This window comes from Metabacillus indicus, from assembly GCF_046603695.1.
In the GTDB taxonomy this organism is placed as follows: domain Bacteria; phylum Bacillota; class Bacilli; order Bacillales; family Bacillaceae; genus Bacillus_P; species Bacillus_P indicus.
In genome coordinates, this window is the sequence record NZ_CP176757.1 from 1,804,813 (window position 1) to 1,822,624 (window position 17,812).

Below are 17,812 nucleotides of genomic sequence, written 5' to 3' on the forward strand. Positions count from 1 at the left end.
GCTCTTCTATTTTGCCTGTGATACAATTCAGAAGTATATTATAGGAAAGTTGGGGAAAGCTTGTGCTTTACTATCTCATCGCACTTGTGATTATTGCACTGGATCAGCTGACAAAATGGCTGATTGTAAAAGAACTTGAAATCGGAGAAAGCATACCGGTTATTGAAAATGTCCTGTACATTACCTCACATCGGAATCAGGGAGCTGCCTGGGGAATTCTTCAGGGCCAGATGTGGTTTTTTTACGTGATTACAATTATCGTTGTAGCCGGCCTGGTTGTTTACATTCAAAAATATACAAACGGAAGCCGTCTGATGGGGATCGCACTTGGCTTAATGCTTGGCGGTGCAATCGGCAACTTTATTGACAGAGTGATTCATCAGGAAGTGGTTGATTTTGTCCAAACCTATATTGGTACATACCCGTTTCCAATTTTCAATGTAGCGGATTCTGCTCTTTGTGTGGGAGTAGCGCTGCTCTTTATTGTCATGCTTTTAGATGGGAAACAAGAGAAGGAGAAAGTGAATGAACAGCATAGAAATTAAGATTGATGACAGCAATAAATATGAACGCCTTGATAAGCTGCTTGCTGCTGAAAATGCAGACTGGTCAAGAAGCCAGGTTCAGATCTGGATTAAAGAGGGACATGTGAAAGTGAATGACGGGGAGTCAAGAAGCAATTATAAAGTTCAGCCAGGTGATACAGTCACTCTTCTCATTCCGGATCCTGAGCCGCTTGATGTTCTGCCGGAAGAAATGAATCTTGATGTTTATTATGAGGATGCAGACGTTCTTGTTGTCAATAAACCTAAAGGGATGGTTGTCCATCCTGCACCTGGACATTTATCAGGAACACTTGTAAATGGACTCATGGCCCACTGCAAAGACCTTTCAGGTATAAACGGCGTTATGAGACCCGGCATTGTCCACCGGATTGATAAAGATACTTCAGGACTTCTGATGGTTGCCAAAAACGACATGGCGCATGAGTCGCTGGTTAACCAGCTTGTGGAAAAATCGGTTACAAGACGGTATCAGGCGATTGTTCATGGGATTATTCAGCATGACAAGGGAACAGTTGATGCTCCGATCGGCCGCGATAAACAGGACCGCCAGAGCATGACGGTTACAAATGAGCACAGCAAGGACGCTGTCACTCATTTTCATGTTCTTGACCGCTTTGCGGGCTTCACGCTGATTGAGTGCCAGCTTGAGACAGGCAGAACGCATCAGATCAGAGTTCATATGAAATACATTGGTTTCCCTATTGTCGGCGATCCGAAATACGGCCCGAAAAAAACGCCGAATATCGGAGGCCAGGCGCTTCATGCAGGCGTTCTCGGCTTTAAGCATCCCCGCACGGGCGAGTACCTTGAATTTAATGCTCCTCTTCCTGCTGAATTTCAGCAGGTAATCGAAGATCTGAAAAAAAGTCATTGACACAAGCCATATGATTTGTCATAATAGCTGTAGTTGAAAATGAACCTTTAAGACAGTCCCGTGAGGCTGAGAAGGAAACGGATCTTATGCGCATAGTCTGCGTATATTTAAGCACGCATCCAATCCCTCTTGCCAAACGGCAGGAGGGATTTTCTTGTTTTCAGGTTCAAAAGGAGAGGTGAACAGCATGCCCCAAAAAGCAGTTGTGCTTGACCAGCAGTCAATCAGAAGAGCATTGACAAGAATTGCCCACGAAATTATCGAACGAAACAAAGGCATTGATTCTGTCATTCTTGTCGGGATCAAGACAAGAGGCATCCATCTTGCCAAAAGGCTTGCAGAACGGATCGAACAGATTGAAGGCAAGCCTGTAGAGGTAGGAGAGCTTGACATTACACTCTACAGAGATGACCTTTCCAAAAAAACAGTGAATGAGGAGCCGCTCGTGAAAGGCTCGGATATTCCTGCAGATATCACCAACAAAACAGTCATCCTGATTGATGACGTCCTATATACAGGAAGAACAGTCCGCGCAGGGCTTGATGCGCTGATTGACATCGGAAGACCTTCACAGATCCAGCTCGCGGTCCTGGTAGACAGGGGACACAGAGAACTTCCGATCCGGGCAGACTATGTCGGCAAAAACATCCCGACCTCAAGCTCTGAAAAAATTGTTGTCGAACTGATGGAGGTGGATAAAAACGATCAGGTCGCCATACACGAAAAAGAATAGCCAACCCTTTTAATGAAGTCCAGAGAGGCTGCAAAAGGAACGTAAAATCACACCTGTGATTCTTTTTGACAGGATGATTATGCCTCTTTGCAGCCTCATGCAAAGAGGTTTTTTTATAAAAAGAAAGCGGGGAAAAGACATGAAACCAAGAAAAGAAGCTCTACAGCTTGATATAAAAGAAACACCAAAGCCGCTCACATGGATCACCCTGAGCTTTCAGCATCTGTTTGCCATGTTTGGAGCGACCATCCTCGTACCCTTCCTGGTAGGACTTGATCCTGCTGTCGCCCTGATTTCAAGCGGGCTTGGGACGCTTGCGTTTCTGCTGATCACAAAAGGCCAGGTGCCGGCCTATCTGGGTTCCTCATTCGCCTTCATCGCACCAATTATCGCAGCTAAGGCAGCTGAAGGACCCGAAGGCGCAATGGTCGGAAGCTTCCTGGCAGGAGTCGTTTACGGACTTGTAGCCCTGCTGATTAAAATCGTCGGATACAAGTGGATCATGAAGCTTCTGCCTCCGGTGGTCGTCGGTCCTGTCATCATCGTCATCGGACTGAGCCTTGCAGGAACTGCGGTGGATATGGCCATGAACAGCCCTGAAGGAGAATATAACCTGACCTACTTCTCGGTAGCTCTTGTGACGCTTGCGATAACGATTGTATGCTCGGTTGCATTTAAAGGCTTTGTCAGCCTGATTCCTGTTCTGATCGGAATCGCCGGCGGCTACCTGTACGCCCTCGCAATCGGATTGGTTGATTTCAGTAAAGTTGTTGGGGCAGAACTGTTTCAAAAACCGGACTTTATCATACCTTTTGTCACATATACTCCAGGGTTTTCCTATGAAATCGTTCTTCTGATGGTCCCTGTCGCAGTTGTGACCCTCTCAGAGCATATCGGACATCAGCTTGTTCTTGGTAAAGTGGTTGAGAGGGATTACTTGAAAGAGCCTGGTCTGCACCGTTCAATCCTCGGAGATGGAGTAGCAACGATGATCGCATCACTTATCGGCGGACCGCCGAATACAACGTACGGCGAAAACATCGGCGTACTTGCCATTACAAGGGTCTACAGCGTCTACATCATCGCAGGTGCTGCGGTTATGGCCGTCGTGTTCGGCTTCATCGGAAAAATTTCAGCATTCATCAGCTCTATACCGACACCGGTTATGGGAGGCGTATCCATCCTGCTGTTTGGGATTATTGCCTCATCAGGATTAAGAATGCTGACTGATAACAAGATTGATTTCGGAAATAAACGAAACCTTGTGATTTCCTCAGTCATCCTGGTCATCGGGATTGGCGGAGCCATGATAAAAGTAAGCGAGCAGTTTGAACTTCACGGCATGGCACTTGCGGCAATCATCGGCATTGCCCTGAACCTGATCCTTCCGGGGCGCAAAGCTGCTGAACGTGAACAAACAGCTGCAAATGAACATACAGCTGCATAAGAACACCTTTTAACGAAAAGTCCAGAGAGGCTTACAAGGGTGGACGGGCACGGACAAAGCAACCTTTTGGTTTTGTCCTGCCTTCTCACACCCTGAAACCGGATTTCAGGGTGTTTTTTTGCAGAAAAACGACGGGAGAGATGATGATGAAGCACTTGCTTAGAATGAATGATCTGCCTGCAGATGAAATTTTAAACATATTAAAGGACGCAGAAAAATTCCGTTCAGGAAAGGCGGAAGTTCAAAAAACGGCATTGTTTGCTGCGAACCTGTTTTTTGAACCGAGCACAAGAACACGGTTCAGTTTTGAAGTAGCTGAGAAAAGGCTTGGCCTAAATGTTCTTAACTTTGATGCCTCACATTCAAGCGTGCAAAAAGGAGAAACCCTTTATGACACAGTGCGCACGCTTGAGGCAATAGGAGCAAACGCAGTCGTCATCAGACATCCTGAAGATGAGTACTTCGAAGAACTGAAAGAGAAAGTCGGAATTCCGATTTTAAATGCAGGAGACGGCTGCGGCCATCATCCTACACAATCGCTTCTTGATCTGCTGACCATCCGCCAGGAGTTTGGAAAGTTCGAAGGTCTGACCGTCTCCATTCATGGAGACATCAAGCATAGCCGCGTTGCAAGGTCTAATGCGGAGGTTCTGCGGAGGCTCGGGGCAAATGTCCTGCTCTGTGCGCCTGATGAGTGGAAGGATGAAACATACGGCACATATGCAGAGACAGATGAAGCCATTCAAGCTTCAGACGTCGTGATGCTCCTGAGAATCCAGCATGAAAGACACGGAAGCAACAGCAGCGCAGGAGCAGATTACCACAACCTTTACGGACTTACGCTAGAAAGAGAAAAAACGATGAAGCCGAAAGCCATTATCATGCATCCAGCCCCGGTGAACAGAGGCGTTGAAATCGCAGATGAACTGGTTGAATGCAGAAGATCGAGAATTTTTAAGCAAATGGAAAACGGCGTATATGTCAGAATGGCCGTTTTAAAACGCGCGCTTGACGGCGCAGCATCACATAACAAGGGGGAAGCAGCATATGCAATCTATCATTAAAAACGGCTTGATTTTAACGGACAGCGGAGAAAAAGTGAAAGCTGATATTCTGATTTCAGACGGCATCATCTCAAAGATCAGCGAAAACATCGAAGCGGATGCAGTAGAGGTCATCGATGCTGAGGGCAAGCTGGTTTCCCCGGGGTTTATCGATTTACATATCCACTTGAGGGAACCTGGCGGAGAACATAAAGAAACGATTGAAACAGGTACGAAGGCTGCTGCTGCAGGAGGCTTTACAGCCGTTGCCGCCATGCCGAATACAAAGCCTGTTCCGGACCACGCAGAGCAAATGAACTGGCTGCAGGACAGGATTAAAGAAAAAGCTTCTGTACGAGTTCTTCCGTATGCATCGATCACGGTAAGACAGGCTGGAAAAGAACTGACGGATTTCAAAAAGCTGAAAGAAGCAGGAGCGTTTGCCTTTACAGATGACGGAGTAGGCGTTCAGTCTGCCGGCATGATGTTTGAGGCAATGAAAAAAGCGGCAGAGACCGGTGCAAGCATCGTAGCCCACTGTGAAGACAACTCGCTGATTTATAAAGGGGCACTTCATGACGGGGAATTTGCAAAAAGGCAAGGGATCAATGGCATTCCTTCAATCTGCGAATCTGTGCAGATCGCAAGAGATGTACTGCTGGCTGAAGCCGCAGGCTGCCACTACCACGTGTGCCACATCAGCACGAAAGAGTCAGTCAGAGTCGTGCGAGATGCGAAAAAAGCAGGCATAAACGTAACAGCGGAAGTAACGCCTCATCACCTTCTGCTGTGCGACACAGATATCCCCGGACTGGATACAAATTACAAAATGAATCCGCCGCTCCGTGGGAAAGAAGACCGGGAAGCGCTGATTGAAGGGCTGCTTGACGGAACAATTGATTTTATCGCGACGGACCATGCTCCGCATACAGCGGAAGAAAAGGCCGAACCGCTGAGCCTTGCTCCGTTCGGCATTGTGGGACTTGAAACGGCATTTCCGCTTTTATACACCCGGTTTGTTGAGTCAGGGGAATGGAAGCTGAAACAGCTGATTGATTTTCTCACAGCTAAGCCGGCGGAAACGTTTGGCCTGCCATTTGGCAGACTTGAAGAAGGCCGCGCAGCGGATTTGACGATCCTTGATCTGGAAGAAGAAAAAACCATAAATCCGGAAACGTTCCTTTCAAAAGGAAAAAACACACCGTTTGCAGGCTATTCATGCAAAGGCTGGCCGGAAGCAACCATCTTTGAAGGCAAAATCGTATGGAAAAGGGAGAGAGTAAACGTATGATCAGACATCTGATTCTCGAAGACGGCACCATTTTTACAGGACAGGGATTTGGAAGCGAAGCGGATACAATGGGAGAGGTAGTGTTCCATACTGGAATGACAGGCTATCAGGAGATTCTCTCCGACCCGTCATACTGCGGGCAGATTGTGACGCTTACGTATCCGATGATTGGAAACTACGGCATTAACCGCGACGATTTTGAAACGATTTCTCCATTCATCAACGGGTTTATCGTAAAAGAATTATGTGAAGTGCCATCAAATTTCAGAAGCGAGTTTTCACTGGACGAGTACTTCAAAATCAAGGGAATTCCCGGACTTGCAGGCATAGATACACGCAAGCTGACAAGAATTATCCGCACTTATGGAACATTGAAAGGCGCTTTTTGCTCAGAGCATGCAGATGTAGATGAGGTGATTGCCTCATTGAGATCAGCGGAGCTTCCAAGAAATCAGGTGGAAATTGTTTCGACTAAAACACCTTATCCAAGCCCTGGACGCGGATGCAGAGTGGTTCTTGTCGATTTCGGGATGAAACACGGCATCCTCCGCGAGCTGAACAAACGCAGCTGCGATGTGGTCGTCGTGCCCCATACGGCTACTGCTGAAGAAATCCTTCAGTTAAATCCAGACGGCATCATGCTGTCAAACGGACCTGGGGACCCGAAAGATGTCCCTCATGCACTTGAGATGATCAATGGAGTGCTCGGGAAAATTCCTCTATTCGGCATCTGCCTTGGCCATCAGCTTTTTGCCCTTGCAGGGGGAGCCGATACGGAAAAAATGAAATTCGGACACCGCGGGTCAAACCATCCGGTAAAAGACCTGTCAACAGGAAAGGTAGCTCTTACCTCCCAAAATCACGGATACACCGTTACTCTTGATTCAGTAAAAGCAACAGACCTTGAGGTTACTCATCTTGCTTTAAACGACGGATCTGTAGAAGGACTGAAGCATAAAACGCTGCCTGCCTTCACCGTGCAGTACCATCCGGAAGCTTCACCGGGACCAGAAGATGCAAACGGACTATTTGATCAATTTATCGACATGATTGAAACATTCAAGAAAGAAGGGATCAACGTATGCCAAAACGCGTAGACATTAAAAAAATTCTAGTAATCGGATCAGGGCCAATTATCATCGGACAGGCAGCAGAGTTTGACTATGCAGGAACACAGGCCTGCATCGCTCTTAAAGAAGAAGGTTATGAAGTCATCCTTGTCAATTCAAACCCTGCAACGATCATGACAGATACAGAAATGGCAGACAAAGTGTATATTGAGCCCCTGACACTTGAGTTTTTGACGAAAATCATCCGCAAAGAACGCCCGGATGCACTTCTTCCGACGCTTGGAGGCCAGACAGGCCTTAACATGGCGGTTCAGCTTGCTGAAGCAGGGGTTCTTGAAGAATGCAACGTTGAGATTCTTGGAACAAAATTAAGCGCTATACAAAAAGCGGAAGACCGCGATCTTTTCCGCCAGCTGATGAATGAACTGGGTGAGCCGGTTCCGGAGAGCGATATTGTCCACAACCTTGAAGAAGCTTACGCTTTTATAGAAAAAGTCGGTTATCCTGTCATCGTAAGACCTGCCTATACACTTGGAGGCACAGGCGGCGGAATCTGTTCAAACGAAGAAGAGCTGATTGAAATCGTGACAAGCGGACTAAAATACAGTCCGGTCACACAATGCCTGCTTGAAAAAAGCATCGCGGGTTATAAAGAAATCGAATATGAAGTCATGCGTGATAAAAATGACAGCGCAATTGTTGTCTGCAACATGGAAAACATCGATCCTGTCGGCATTCATACAGGCGACTCCATCGTAGTTGCACCAAGCCAGACGCTTAGCGACAGAGAGTATCAGATGCTCAGGAACGTTTCACTTAAAATTATCCGCGCACTCGGAATAGAAGGGGGATGCAATGTCCAGCTTGCGCTTGATCCGCACAGCTTCCAGTACTACATCATTGAAGTGAATCCGCGTGTAAGCCGGTCATCAGCGCTTGCATCTAAAGCAACAGGCTATCCGATTGCGAAGCTTGCGGCAAAAATTGCTGTCGGACTGACTCTTGATGAAATGATGAACCCGGTAACTGGCAAAACGTATGCGTGCTTTGAGCCGGCTCTTGACTACATCGTCACAAAAATCCCGAGATGGCCGTTTGATAAATTTGAGTCAGCCAACCGCAGACTCGGAACGCAGATGAAAGCTACCGGCGAAGTGATGGCGATTGGCAGAACGCTTGAAGAATCCCTGCTTAAAGCCGTCCGTTCACTTGAAGCGGATCAGTACCATATCGATCTGAAACATGCAGCCGATTTCAGCGATGAAAAGATTGAAAAGCGAATCCGCAAAGCAGGAGACGAGAGGCTGTTCTATCTTTCTGAAGCGATCAGAAGAGGCGTATCAATCGAGACGATTCATGAGTGGAGCGGAATTGACCTATTCTTCCTTGTGAAAATTGAAAATATCATCAAGTTTGAGCGTGTCATTGAAGAAGCGAAGTTTGATGCCATCACCCTTGAAAAAGCGAAAAAGATGGGCTTCTCTGATATCGCTGTTGCTGAACTTTGGAAAACAACAGAGCGGGAGGTATACAAATTCAGAAAACAGCTGAACTTGTTCCCGGTCTATAAAACAGTTGATACGTGCGCAGCAGAATTCGAATCTGAAACACCTTACTTCTACGGCACGTATGAAGATGAGAATGAATCAGCTGTTACAGAAAAAGAAAGTGTGATTGTCCTTGGTTCAGGGCCGATCCGAATCGGGCAGGGTGTAGAATTCGACTATGCAACCGTGCACTCCGTATGGGCCATTAAAGAAGCCGGATATGAAGCGATTATCATCAACAACAATCCTGAAACCGTCTCAACCGATTTCAGCATCTCGGATAAGCTTTACTTTGAGCCGCTGACGGCGGAAGATGTGATGCACATCATCGAACTTGAAAAGCCTAAAGGGGTAGTTGTTCAGTTCGGGGGACAGACAGCGATAAACCTTGCGGATGAACTTGAAGCAAGAGGCGTCAAGATTCTCGGAACATCTCTTGAGGATTTGGACCGTGCGGAAAACAGAGATAAATTTGAGCACACATTAAACACACTCGGCATCCCTCAGCCTCTTGGAAAAACGGCGACATCTGTAGAAGAGGCGGTTGCCATTGCTTCATCCATCCGCTATCCGGTTCTTGTCAGACCGTCATATGTTCTCGGCGGACGTGCGATGGAAATCGTGCATGAGGAAACTGATCTGCTGCATTACATGAAAAATGCTGTAAAAGTAAATCCGCAGCACCCGGTACTGATCGATAAATATTTAACTGGAAAAGAAATAGAAGTTGATGCGATCTCAGACGGCAAAAACGTCTTTATTCCTGGAATTATGGAGCATATCGAGCGTGCAGGGGTCCACTCCGGAGATTCCATCGCGGTTTATCCTCCGCAAACACTGACGGAAGATATCAAAAAGACAATTACTGAACGGACAATCGCACTTGCAAGGGGATTAAACATTAAAGGGCTTCTGAACATTCAGTTTGTCATCTATAAAGATGAAGTATTTGTCATCGAAGTGAATCCAAGATCTAGCCGCACGGTTCCTTTCTTAAGCAAAATAACAGGCGTGCCGATGGCAAATCTTGCAACGAAGGTGATACTCGGCAAATCATTGCCGGAGCTTGGGTATGAAACGGGCATTCAGCCTGAAAGCGAGGGCGTCTATGTCAAAGTGCCGGTCTTCTCTTTTGAAAAGCTGCGCAGAGTGGATATTACGCTCGGCCCTGAAATGAAATCGACAGGCGAAGTGATGGGAAAAGATTCAACCCTTGAAAAAGCTCTTTATAAAGGCCTGATCGCATCAGGAATGAAAGTGCAGAATTACGGACAGGTCCTTCTGACAATCGCGGACAAAGATAAAGAAGAAGGTCTGGAGGTAGCACGCCGCTTCAGTGCAATCGGCTATCAGATCATGGCAACAAGCGGAACAGCCGGCTACCTGCATGAGAACGGGGTAGAAGCGAGAATCGTCGGCAAAATCGGCAGCGAGTCTCCTACTATGCTGGATATTATCCGCACGGGCGAAGCCCAGTTCGTTATCAATACACTGACCAAAGGAAAACAGCCGCAGCGCGATGGCTTCAGAATCAGACGCGAGTCGGTTGAAAACGGCATCCCGTGTCTCACATCACTTGACACAGCAAAAGCGATTTTAAGAGTTTTAGAGTCAATGACTTTCTCAACAGAACAAATGCCAAAACGAGTAATCAGCAAAGAGGTGACGTACGCTTGATCCGAAAAGAATGGATGATCATTGCCGGACAGAGAGAAATTGCTGAGGGAATTTATGAGCTTACATTAAAAGGGAGTCTGGTCGACGAGATGAACCAGCCCGGCCAGTTCGTTCATATCAAGGTTTCAAGTGCAGCATCTCCTCTTTTAAGAAGACCGATCAGCATTGCAAAAATAGAGAAAGAAAAGCGGGAATTCACGATGATCTACCGGGCAGAGGGAGCGGGCACGAAGCTCCTCTCTGCAAGGAAAGAAGGAGAACTGGTCGATGTGCTCGGCCCGCTTGGAAACGGATTTGATCCAAAAAGCCTGAATCAGGGAGATACAGCGCTTCTTGTCGGAGGCGGCATCGGAGTCCCTCCTTTATACGAGCTTTCAAGACGTCTGCTTGCAAAGGGTGTTAACGTCCGCCACGTACTCGGTTTCCAGTCTGCGGATCAGGTTTTCTATGAAAGTGAGTTTAAGAAACTCGGAGAAACCTATATTGCGACGGCAGATGGTTCATACGGGACGAAAGGGTTCGTCACAGACTGCATCAAAGAGCGCAGCATCGATTTTGACGCTCTTTTCGCATGCGGTCCGACCCCCATGCTTTCAAGCCTCCAAAATCTTTTTCCTGACAAGCCTGTTTTTCTCTCTCTTGAAGAAAGAATGGGCTGCGGAATCGGCGCATGCTTTGCATGTGTGTGCCATACAGCAGATGACCCGAATGGCACATCTTACAAAAAAGTGTGCACCGACGGGCCGGTATTTAAAGCAGGAGAGGTTGTGCTGTCATGCTGAATGTTGAACTTCCGGGACTTTCACTCAAAAATCCGATTATGCCTGCATCAGGCTGCTTTGGCTTCGGAAAAGAATTCGCAGGCCTTTATGATCTGAACAAACTTGGAGCCATCATGATTAAGGCAGCAACGGCCGAACCGAGATTTGGAAATCCGACGCCGAGGGTGGCTGAAACAGAAGCGGGCATGCTCAATGCAATCGGCCTGCAAAACCCCGGACTGAAAGGTATCCTTGAAAATGAACTTCCCTGGCTTGAGTCATTCGATGTGCCGGTTCTTGCAAATGTGGCGGGCTCAGCAGAAGAAGATTATGTAGAAGTCGCAAGAGAGATCAGCAGGGCGAAAAATGTTCACGCGCTTGAACTGAACATTTCCTGTCCGAATGTGAAAACCGGTGGAATTGCTTTCGGTACAAACCCCGAAATGGCAGCCTCCCTTACGCGAGCAGTTAAAGCTGTGTCAGAGGTGCCTGTTTATGTCAAGCTGTCACCGAACGTCAGCAATATCACGGAAATTGCCAAAGCGATCGAAGCGGCTGGAGCAGATGGATTAACGATGATCAACACGCTCATCGGAATGAGGCTGGATTTGAAAACAGGAAAGCCGGTTCTTGCAAACCGAACAGGAGGATTATCCGGTCCTGCCATCAAACCGGTAGCCATCCGCATGATTCATGAAGTCAGCCAGGCTGTATCCATTCCTATTATCGGCATGGGCGGTGTTCAGACAGCAGAAGATGTTCTTGAATTCATGTATGCGGGGGCAAGCGCCGTAGCCGTAGGAACAGCCAACTTTGTAAATCCATTCGTCTGCCCTGAAATCATTGAAGAACTGCCTCATGTCCTTAAAAAATATGGGTTTGACCACATTACAGAATGCATTGGAAGGAGCTTTAAGCATGAACGAGAGACCGCTGATTATCGCGCTTGATTTTAAGGATGCTGCGGAAACAGGAGAATTCCTGAAAAAGATGTCCGGACAAAAGCTGTATGTAAAAGCAGGCATGGAGCTCTTTTACCGGGAAGGTCCTGCAATCATCGATCAGCTGAAATCAGGCGGACATGAGATTTTCCTTGATCTTAAGCTCCATGATATTCCCGAAACAGTGAAAAAAGCGATGAGGGGTCTTGCCGGACTCGGAGTCAATCTGGTCAATGTGCATGCTGCCGGCGGCAGTGCCATGATGGAATCTGCAATGGAAGGTCTTGAGGCCGGAACACCTGCAGGCTCCAAGCGTCCCGCCTGCATTGCTGTCACTCAGCTGACAAGCACATCGGCAGAGATGCTGAAGAAAGAATTGCTGATCGGCAACAGCCTTGATGATACGGTGCTAAGCTACGCTAAGCTTGCGGCGAAAAGCGGCCTTGACGGTATTGTCTGCTCTTCTCTGGAGGTGCCCCGCATCTACAGCGAGCTTCCAGCCTCGTTTATGACCGTAACACCCGGCATACGCATGAGCGGAGATGCAGTAAATGACCAGGTCAGGGTGGCAACTCCTGAAAAAGCGAGAGAGCTTGGGTCAACCGGAATTGTGGTCGGACGGAGCATCACTAAAGCACCGGATCCGCTTGCGGCCTATACTCAAATGAAAAACGCCTGGGAGGGACTGCCTGTATGAACCATCAAATTGCAGAACAACTGCTGACAATCGAAGCTGTATTCCTTAGCCCGAATGATCCGTTTACATGGTCAAGCGGGCTCAAATCACCGATCTACTGCGATAACCGCCTCACGCTTTCTTATCCGGAAGTAAGAAAAAACATTGCAGAAGGCCTGTCGGCTCTGATCAGAGAGCATTATCCCCAAGCTGAAATGATAGCAGGCACGGCTACTGCAGGAATTCCTCATGCTGCATGGGTAAGTGATCTTCTGAATCTGCCGATGTCCTATGTGAGAAGCAAGCCAAAGGGACACGGAAAGGGCAATCAGATTGAAGGAAAGATCCGGGAAGGACAGAAAGTGGTAGTAGTGGAGGATTTGATTTCAACCGGAGGAAGCGTTATTACGGCGGTCAAAGCCCTTAGAGAAGCCGGATGCGAAGTGATCGGCGCTGTATCCATTTTCACATATGAACTGCAAAAAGGGACAGAGATGCTTGAGGAAGAAGGCATTCATTCCGTATCACTGACGGACTATTCATCTCTGATTGAAACAGCTCTGAAAAAAGGCTCCATTCAAAAAGAAGACTTAGCCAAGCTGAAGAAATGGCGTGAAAATCCATCGTCAGAAGAATGGCTGAACGTATAAATGATAAAGGCATCAGAAGCAGCTGATGCCTTTTTTTATTTCCATATCAGCACGCTTCCGGAAAAAGCCAGTGTGCTGATCAGCAAAAAGCCAATTCTGAATCCTTTTTTCTGCCAGGGTGCAGGCAGCAGCTTCCCGCTGAGTTTAAATCCCGCAGAACCGAGCATTCCGAAACACTTCATCACTCCGCGTTCCTCTTTCATTTTTTCAAAAATGGCTGGGTCATCAATCTCCATTGCCGCATAAGCTAATGAAAATCCGCCTAACGCATAAAAAACGGCAGCTGCACTTAACAAGATAAAAATAACTCCCACCTCCCGGACGAACTATAGTACACCTTATTCCGGCGCTGTATATCTAGCACTTTTTTATCAATAGTTCCTAAAAAGAGTCGTTTTTTTAATTCCGATAGAAAAACTAAGGTTGACAGTGACTGCAATTGTGATAAAATTTAGAAAAATATAATAAACTTATCCAGAGAGGCGGAGGGAACTGGCCCGGTGAAGCCCGGCAACCTGCATGCGTGCAAGGTGCTACATCCAGCAAAATGAAACCCATTTTGGAAGATAAGGTTGATGCCTGAACAGTCTTTCAAACCGGAAGGCTTTTTTTAATGGGAAAGAAACGGGGGACCACTGTGGGTACTGATCAAAAACTTGACGCGGTCATCGACAGGCTGAAGGAAATGCTGAACACAATGAGCTATGGTTCTGTGACACTGATCGTTCAGGACGGAAAAGTGATTCAGCTTGAGAAAAATGAAAAAATAAGAATGAAATGAAAAATGCTGACTGGATAAACTGGAGGCATTTTAACGAAAGCGGGCTCCTGTCCTACTATTAAAAGCTTTTTGTACAGGACCTGAAAAAGTGAGGAGAAGACCAGCATGCTTACGTATAAAACATGGCAGGAGCATGAACAGACTTTTGAAACAGACGACGGGTACAGCGGCGCATTGAATGTGCTGAACTGGGCTTACGGCCATTACGGCGAAGAGATTGTCTATGCCTGCAGCTTTGGCATTGAGGGCATTGTTCTCATTGACCTGATTTCAAAAGTAAAACCGGATGCGTCGATTGTGTTTCTTGATACAGATGTTCATTTCAAGGAAACATATGAAACCATTGAACGTGTAAAAGAAAAGTATCCCAAGCTCCGAATTACGATGAAAAAACCAGCCCTTACCCTTGCAGAACAAGCTGAACAGCATGGAGATAAGCTGTGGGAAACAAATCCGAATCAGTGCTGTGCAATCAGAAAGCTTCAGCCGCTGAATGAAACACTCTCTCAGTCAAAAGCGTGGATTTCAGGGCTTCGGAGAGAGCAGTCTGAAACAAGGAAAAATGTGCAATTTATCAATAAAGACGACAAGTTTCAGTCGGTAAAAGTCTGTCCTCTCATTCACTGGACGTGGAAAGATGTCTGGCGCTATGTTCATAAAAATGACCTCCCTTATAATCCGCTCCATGATCAGGGATATCCGAGCATCGGCTGTTTCCACTGCACGCAGCCTGCGTTCAGTGCAGATGATCTGCGCTCAGGCAGATGGAGCGGCCAGGGCAAAACAGAATGCGGCCTGCATGGATAAGGAGGGATTGCGGTGCTTGAACTGGGTGCGCTTGCCATCAGTCTCTTTTTCGCCATGAATATTGGAGCGAGCGGGGCCGCTGCTTCCATGGGAGTAGCTTACGGTTCCGGTGCAGTTCCGAAAGCCCGGCATGCCCTTTTTATATGCGCCATCGGTGTTTTTGCAGGCGCGTATCTTGGCGGGGGAGAGGTTGTTAAGACAATAAGTGCCGGAATTATTCCGCAGGATATCATTGATGTGAAAGTTGTTCTGATCATTATTTTGTCTGCGACAAGCTCGCTGTTTCTTGCAAACCTGCTGGGAATCCCGCTTTCAACAAGCGAGGTGACGGTTGGAGCCGTTGTGGGAGTGGGAGTTGCCTATCAGATCCTATTTATTAAATCACTGATGATTATCATGATGTTCTGGGTGATTGTTCCTGTCGCAGCTTTCGGAATTGCCTGGCTGTTCGGCAAAGGGCTTTATAAAGTGCAGCATAAACCGTTCTTTAAAGACCGTCCGCTCCTTACAGGCATCCTGATACTGGCAGGATTTTTCGAGGCTTTCTCAGCTGGAATGAACAATGTGGCAAACGCAGTAGGGCCGCTTGTCGGGGCTGGCCTGATTTCCGTGCCGGACGGGACCCTGCTCGGAGGAGCATTTGTTGCTCTTGGAGCGATTTTTCTCGGCAAAAAAGTGCTTGAAACAAACGGTAAGAAAATTACCCGGTATTCAAAGCCTGAAGGCATTCTGATTTCCGGTACAGGAGCAGGACTTGTGATTGCCAGTTCCATTTTCGGACTTCCCGTCCCTCTGACGCAGGTGACCTCATCAGCTATTATCGGACTTGGAATGGCGAAAAGCGGGAGCGAGATCCTTCAAAAGCACATTGTGAAGAAAATCATCCGAATCTGGATTGTTTCACCGTTGTTTTCACTTGCCATATCGTATATGCTTGTCAAACTGTTTTTGGAAAAGGATATGTACTCCCTTATCGTTCTTCTGAGTGTCATGCTGGCAACACTTGGTGCACTGAGCCTGATGAAGGCGATAAAGGATGAAAAGCGTGCCGTGCATGAAGAAGGCGGAGGCATTTAACATTAAAACCAATTAAAAAGGTCAGTTTAGGAGGAAAAATAAATGAGTTTACAGCCGCATGGTGGAGTATTAGTTGATGTATACAATCCTGAAGTAACTGCACATGAAATCGATCAGGTGATCGAAATTGATGCAATGGCTCTCAGCGATCTGGAATTGATCGGAATCGGAGCCTACAGCCCGCTTACGGGTTTTTTAACACAAGAGGATTATGAAAGTGTAGTCACCAGCATGAGACTTGCAGACGGCACAGTCTGGAGTATTCCGATCACGCTTCCGGTTTCAAGAGAAACAGCAGCGTCGCTGAAGACAGGAGACAAAGCAAAGCTTCAGTATGGCGGCGAAGTGTATGGGCTGATTGAAATCGAAGATCTCTATGAGCCGGATAAAACGAATGAAGCGATCAATGTTTACGGAACAGCGGATCTCGCCCATCCCGGAGTGAAAAAACTGCATGAAAGAGAAGACATCTATGCAGGAGGCAAAATCACTCTGATCAAGCGTCCCGATAAGCCGTTTAAAGAATATACGTTTGATCCATCAGAAACAAGAGCGATTTTTAAAAGTAAAGAGTGGAAAACCGTAGTCGGCTTCCAGACAAGAAATCCTGTGCACAGAGCACATGAATACATCCAGAAAGCTGCCCTTGAAACAGTTGACGGATTGTTTCTGAATCCTCTTGTCGGCGAAACGAAATCTGATGATATTTCAGCAGAAATCCGCATGGAGAGCTATGAAGTATTGCTTAAAAACTACTATCCGGAAGAACGAGTGGAGCTTGGCGTTTTCCCTGCTGCGATGAGATATGCAGGACCAAGAGAAGCGATTTTCCATGCGCTTGTCCGCAAAAATTACGGATGCACGCATTTTATTGTCGGAAGAGATCATGCAGGCGTCGGTGATTATTACGGCACATATGATGCTCAGAAGATATTTGACCAATTTGAAGAAGCGGAGCTTGGCATTAAGCCGATGAAATTCGACCACAGCTTCTACTGCAGCAAATGCGAAAGTATGGCTACAACGAAAACGTGCCCTCATGACAGCGCAGATCACGTCATTCTCTCAGGCACAAAGGTCAGACAGATGCTGAGAAACGGCGAAGTGCCGCCAAGCACATTCAGCAGGCCTGAAGTGATTGAAGTATTGATCAGCGGACTAAAAAAAGAAGTCGTTTCGTAAGAAGGGAGAAACAATGATGAGCAGCAATATCGTATGGCATCAAGCATCTATCGCAAAAGAAGAACGGCATAATAAAAACAAGCATCAAAGCTTTATCCTCTGGTTTACAGGGCTGTCTGCTTCAGGCAAGTCTTCTGTCGCAAACGCATTTGCACGGACATTGTTCGACCGCGGCGCCCAGTCATTTGTGCTGGATGGAGACAACGTGAGACATGGACTGAACAGTGATCTTGGCTTCGGTGAAGAAGACCGCAAAGAAAATATCCGCCGGATCGGCGAGGTTTCAAAGCTGTTTGTGGAAAGCGGGCAGATTGTCCTGACGGCGTTTATTTCACCCTACCGCGCTGACCGCGATCTTGTCAGATCGCTTGTCGGAGAGAATGAATTTCTTGAGGTCTATGTGAAATGTTCTGTTGAAGAATGCGAGAAGCGTGATCCTAAAGGTCTTTATAAAAAAGCGAGAAATGAAGAGATTAAGAACTTTACGGGAATCAGCGCCCCGTACGAGGAACCTCTTCATCCCGAAATTATTCTGGACACCGAAAAGCACTCAGTAGAAGAGTGTGTCAAACAGCTGACAAAAGCTTTGATTGAAAGAGGCTTGATTTAACAAAAATATTCTAAAAAATGCTCCGTTTTCCTGATATAGTAGACTGTAAGAATCACTACATCACACGCCGAACGCAGCG

The 17,812-nt window shown here is 47.0% G+C and carries 18 protein-coding genes and 1 riboswitch; of the genes, 17 read left to right on the forward strand and 1 reads right to left on the reverse strand.

The window, feature by feature from the left end:
• Positions 1 to 62: 62 nt before the first annotated feature.
• The 12 genes from lspA to pyrE all read left to right on the forward strand — a co-directional run bounded on the left by lspA (position 63) and on the right by pyrE (position 13,276).
• Positions 63 to 545, forward strand: a complete 483-nt coding sequence (lspA, locus tag ACK1LH_RS09025) for a signal peptidase II (RefSeq protein WP_029281478.1) — start codon at positions 63 to 65, stop codon at positions 543 to 545.
• Positions 526 to 1,440 (forward strand): RluA family pseudouridine synthase, encoded by a 915-nt coding sequence (locus ACK1LH_RS09030; protein ID WP_203290130.1) that lies wholly within the window; start codon positions 526 to 528, stop codon positions 1,438 to 1,440. Before lspA ends, ACK1LH_RS09030 begins: the two co-directional genes overlap by 20 nt.
• A gap of 187 nt (positions 1,441 to 1,627) precedes the next feature.
• Positions 1,628 to 2,173, forward strand: coding sequence for a bifunctional pyr operon transcriptional regulator/uracil phosphoribosyltransferase PyrR (gene pyrR / locus ACK1LH_RS09035; protein ID WP_029281474.1), 546 nt, complete (start codon positions 1,628 to 1,630; stop codon positions 2,171 to 2,173).
• Between the two features lie 139 nt (positions 2,174 to 2,312).
• Positions 2,313 to 3,620 carry a solute carrier family 23 protein gene (locus ACK1LH_RS09040; RefSeq protein WP_029281472.1) on the forward strand — a complete coding sequence of 436 codons (1,308 nt, stop codon included), beginning with the start codon at positions 2,313 to 2,315 and terminating at the stop codon, positions 3,618 to 3,620.
• Between the two features lie 146 nt (positions 3,621 to 3,766).
• Positions 3,767 to 4,684, forward strand: a complete 918-nt coding sequence (locus tag ACK1LH_RS09045; RefSeq protein ID WP_035206509.1) for an aspartate carbamoyltransferase catalytic subunit — start codon at positions 3,767 to 3,769, stop codon at positions 4,682 to 4,684.
• Complete coding sequence (locus ACK1LH_RS09050; protein ID WP_029281468.1) at positions 4,668 to 5,954, forward strand: dihydroorotase; 1,287 nt, start codon at positions 4,668 to 4,670, stop codon at positions 5,952 to 5,954. Before ACK1LH_RS09045 ends, ACK1LH_RS09050 begins: the two co-directional genes overlap by 17 nt.
• Positions 5,951 to 7,051 (forward strand): carbamoyl phosphate synthase small subunit, encoded by a 1,101-nt coding sequence (locus ACK1LH_RS09055; protein WP_029281467.1) that lies wholly within the window; start codon positions 5,951 to 5,953, stop codon positions 7,049 to 7,051. Before ACK1LH_RS09050 ends, ACK1LH_RS09055 begins: the two co-directional genes overlap by 4 nt.
• Positions 7,036 to 10,248, forward strand: coding sequence for a carbamoyl-phosphate synthase large subunit (carB, locus tag ACK1LH_RS09060; RefSeq protein WP_411334967.1), 3,213 nt, complete (start codon positions 7,036 to 7,038; stop codon positions 10,246 to 10,248). Before ACK1LH_RS09055 ends, carB begins: the two co-directional genes overlap by 16 nt.
• Positions 10,245 to 11,030, forward strand: coding sequence for a dihydroorotate dehydrogenase electron transfer subunit (locus ACK1LH_RS09065; RefSeq protein WP_029565572.1), 786 nt, complete (start codon positions 10,245 to 10,247; stop codon positions 11,028 to 11,030). Before carB ends, ACK1LH_RS09065 begins: the two co-directional genes overlap by 4 nt.
• Positions 11,024 to 11,959 carry a dihydroorotate dehydrogenase gene (locus tag ACK1LH_RS09070; protein ID WP_029565573.1) on the forward strand — a complete coding sequence of 312 codons (936 nt, stop codon included), beginning with the start codon at positions 11,024 to 11,026 and terminating at the stop codon, positions 11,957 to 11,959. The genes ACK1LH_RS09065 and ACK1LH_RS09070 overlap by 7 nt, the downstream gene beginning before the upstream one ends.
• Positions 11,928 to 12,647 carry an orotidine-5'-phosphate decarboxylase gene (pyrF, locus tag ACK1LH_RS09075; RefSeq protein ID WP_411334968.1) on the forward strand — a complete coding sequence of 240 codons (720 nt, stop codon included), beginning with the start codon at positions 11,928 to 11,930 and terminating at the stop codon, positions 12,645 to 12,647. The genes ACK1LH_RS09070 and pyrF overlap by 32 nt, the downstream gene beginning before the upstream one ends.
• Positions 12,644 to 13,276 (forward strand): orotate phosphoribosyltransferase, encoded by a 633-nt coding sequence (gene pyrE, locus ACK1LH_RS09080; RefSeq protein ID WP_029281461.1) that lies wholly within the window; start codon positions 12,644 to 12,646, stop codon positions 13,274 to 13,276. Before pyrF ends, pyrE begins: the two co-directional genes overlap by 4 nt.
• 35 nt (positions 13,277 to 13,311) lie before the next feature.
• Here pyrE and ACK1LH_RS09085 read toward each other — a convergent pair whose 3' ends face one another.
• Positions 13,312 to 13,572 carry a hypothetical protein gene (locus tag ACK1LH_RS09085; protein ID WP_411334969.1) on the reverse strand — a complete coding sequence of 87 codons (261 nt, stop codon included), beginning with the start codon at positions 13,570 to 13,572 and terminating at the stop codon, positions 13,312 to 13,314.
• Positions 13,573 to 13,743: 171 nt separating this feature from the next.
• Positions 13,744 to 13,849, forward strand: a riboswitch (SAM riboswitch).
• Positions 13,850 to 13,913: 64 nt separating this feature from the next.
• Here ACK1LH_RS09085 and ACK1LH_RS09090 point away from each other — a divergent pair.
• From ACK1LH_RS09090 to cysC, 5 genes are all read left to right on the forward strand, one after another.
• A complete protein-coding gene (locus ACK1LH_RS09090; RefSeq protein WP_235728203.1) occupies positions 13,914 to 14,057 on the forward strand; it encodes a YezD family protein in 144 nt (47 codons plus the stop codon).
• Between the two features lie 105 nt (positions 14,058 to 14,162).
• On the forward strand, positions 14,163 to 14,864 hold the full coding sequence (locus tag ACK1LH_RS09095; RefSeq protein ID WP_282034506.1) for a phosphoadenylyl-sulfate reductase: 702 nt from the start codon (positions 14,163 to 14,165) through the stop codon (positions 14,862 to 14,864).
• Between the two features lie 54 nt (positions 14,865 to 14,918).
• Complete coding sequence (locus tag ACK1LH_RS09100) at positions 14,919 to 15,941, forward strand: anion permease (RefSeq protein ID WP_411335084.1); 1,023 nt, start codon at positions 14,919 to 14,921, stop codon at positions 15,939 to 15,941.
• 42 nt (positions 15,942 to 15,983) lie between these two features.
• The gene (gene sat, locus ACK1LH_RS09105) at positions 15,984 to 17,123 is read left to right on the forward strand and encodes a sulfate adenylyltransferase (protein ID WP_282034507.1); all 1,140 of its coding nucleotides are present in this window, start codon (positions 15,984 to 15,986) and stop codon (positions 17,121 to 17,123) included.
• A gap of 16 nt (positions 17,124 to 17,139) precedes the next feature.
• Positions 17,140 to 17,733 (forward strand): adenylyl-sulfate kinase, encoded by a 594-nt coding sequence (cysC, locus tag ACK1LH_RS09110; protein WP_029281451.1) that lies wholly within the window; start codon positions 17,140 to 17,142, stop codon positions 17,731 to 17,733.
• Positions 17,734 to 17,812: the final 79 nt, after the last annotated feature.

What these genes read in the sequence shown, in the direction of transcription:
- ACK1LH_RS09100 (WP_411335084.1), top strand. Translation starts at nt 14,919, where the DNA reads ATGAATATTGGAGCGAGCGGGGCCGCTGCTTCCATGGGAGTAGCTTAC.
- cysC (WP_029281451.1), top strand. Translation starts at nt 17,140, where the DNA reads ATGAGCAGCAATATCGTATGGCATCAAGCATCTATCGCAAAAGAAGAA.
- pyrE (WP_029281461.1), top strand. Translation starts at nt 12,644, where the DNA reads ATGAACCATCAAATTGCAGAACAACTGCTGACAATCGAAGCTGTATTC.
- pyrR (WP_029281474.1), top strand. Translation starts at nt 1,628, where the DNA reads ATGCCCCAAAAAGCAGTTGTGCTTGACCAGCAGTCAATCAGAAGAGCA.
- ACK1LH_RS09030 (WP_203290130.1), top strand. Translation starts at nt 526, where the DNA reads ATGAACAGCATAGAAATTAAGATTGATGACAGCAATAAATATGAACGC.
- pyrF (WP_411334968.1), top strand. Translation starts at nt 11,928, where the DNA reads ATGAACGAGAGACCGCTGATTATCGCGCTTGATTTTAAGGATGCTGCG.
- ACK1LH_RS09070 (WP_029565573.1), top strand. Translation starts at nt 11,024, where the DNA reads ATGCTGAATGTTGAACTTCCGGGACTTTCACTCAAAAATCCGATTATG.
- ACK1LH_RS09040 (WP_029281472.1), top strand. Translation starts at nt 2,313, where the DNA reads ATGAAACCAAGAAAAGAAGCTCTACAGCTTGATATAAAAGAAACACCA.
- ACK1LH_RS09095 (WP_282034506.1), top strand. Translation starts at nt 14,163, where the DNA reads ATGCTTACGTATAAAACATGGCAGGAGCATGAACAGACTTTTGAAACA.
- ACK1LH_RS09045 (WP_035206509.1), top strand. Translation starts at nt 3,767, where the DNA reads ATGAAGCACTTGCTTAGAATGAATGATCTGCCTGCAGATGAAATTTTA.
- sat (WP_282034507.1), top strand. Translation starts at nt 15,984, where the DNA reads ATGAGTTTACAGCCGCATGGTGGAGTATTAGTTGATGTATACAATCCT.
- ACK1LH_RS09050 (WP_029281468.1), top strand. Translation starts at nt 4,668, where the DNA reads ATGCAATCTATCATTAAAAACGGCTTGATTTTAACGGACAGCGGAGAA.
- ACK1LH_RS09055 (WP_029281467.1), top strand. Translation starts at nt 5,951, where the DNA reads ATGATCAGACATCTGATTCTCGAAGACGGCACCATTTTTACAGGACAG.
- carB (WP_411334967.1), top strand. Translation starts at nt 7,036, where the DNA reads ATGCCAAAACGCGTAGACATTAAAAAAATTCTAGTAATCGGATCAGGG.